Annotated in this window: 1 rRNA gene; it reads right to left on the bottom strand. The window is 56.1% G+C overall.

Annotated features, from left to right (window positions below):
- A 23S ribosomal RNA gene (locus tag ACSFXN_RS19780) occupies positions 1–1,341 on the bottom strand; the annotation flags it as partial.

Raw genomic sequence — 1,341 nt, 5'->3', positions numbered from 1 at the left:
TTGGTTAAGTCCTCGATCGATTAGTATTCGTCAGCTGCACGCGTCGCCGCGCTTCCACCCCGAACCTATCTACCTCATCGTCTTTGAGGGATCTTACTTGCTTGCGCAATGGGAAATCTCATCTTGAGGGGGGCTTCGTGCTTAGATGCTTTCAGCACTTATCCCGGCCACACATAGCTACCCAGCGATGCCCCTGGCGGAACAACTGGTACACCAGCGGTGTGTCCATCCCGGTCCTCTCGTACTAAGGACAGCTCCTCTCAAATTTCCTGCGCCCGCGACGGATAGGGACCGAACTGTCTCACGACGTTCTGAACCCAGCTCGCGTACCGCTTTAATGGGCGAACAGCCCAACCCTTGGGACCGACTACAGCCCCAGGATGCGATGAGCCGACATCGAGGTGCCAAACCTCCCCGTCGATGTGGACTCTTGGGGGAGATAAGCCTGTTATCCCCGGGGTAGCTTTTATCCGTTGAGCGATGGCCCTTCCATGCGGAACCACCGGATCACTAAGCCCGTCTTTCGACCCTGCTCGACCTGTCCGTCTCGCAGTCAAGCTCCCTTGTGCCTTTACACTCTGCGAATGATTTCCAACCATTCTGAGGGAACCTTTGGGCGCCTCCGTTACTCTTTAGGAGGCGACCGCCCCAGTCAAACTGCCCGCCTGACACTGTCTCCCACCCCGATCAGGGGTGCGGGTTAGAATTTCAATACAACCAGGGTAGTATCCCACCGACGCCTCCCCCGAAGCTGGCGCTCCGGGCTCAAAGGCTCCTACCTATCCTGTACAAGTTGCACCAAAAGTCAATATCAGGCTACAGTAAAGCTCCACGGGGTCTTTCCGTCCTGTCGCGGGTAACCTGCATCTTCACAGGTACTATAATTTCACCGAGTCTCTCGTTGAGACAGTGCCCAGATCGTTACGCCTTTCGTGCGGGTCGGAACTTACCCGACAAGGAATTTCGCTACCTTAGGACCGTTATAGTTACGGCCGCCGTTTACTGGGGCTTCAGTTCGCACCTTCGCTTGCGCTAAGCACTCCCCTTAACCTTCCAGCACCGGGCAGGCGTCAGCCCCTATACGTCACCTTACGGTTTGGCAGAGACCTGTGTTTTTGCTAAACAGTCGCCTGGGCCTATTCACTGCGGCTCTCTCGGGCTATACACCCTACCAGAGCACCCCTTCTCCCGAAGTTACGGGGTCATTTTGCCGAGTTCCTTAACGAGAGTTCACTCGCTCACCTTAGAATTCTCTTCTCGCCTACCTGTGTCGGTTTGCGGTACGGGCACCTCCCGCCTCGCTAGAGGCTTTTCTTGGCAGTGTGAAATCAGGGACTCCGG

It is taken from the genome of Planococcus sp. 1R117A, from assembly GCF_051417975.1.
Taxonomy (GTDB): Bacteria; Bacillota; Bacilli; order Bacillales_A; family Planococcaceae; genus Planococcus; species Planococcus shenhongbingii.
This window is presented reverse-complemented; position numbering and strand designations above follow the sequence as displayed.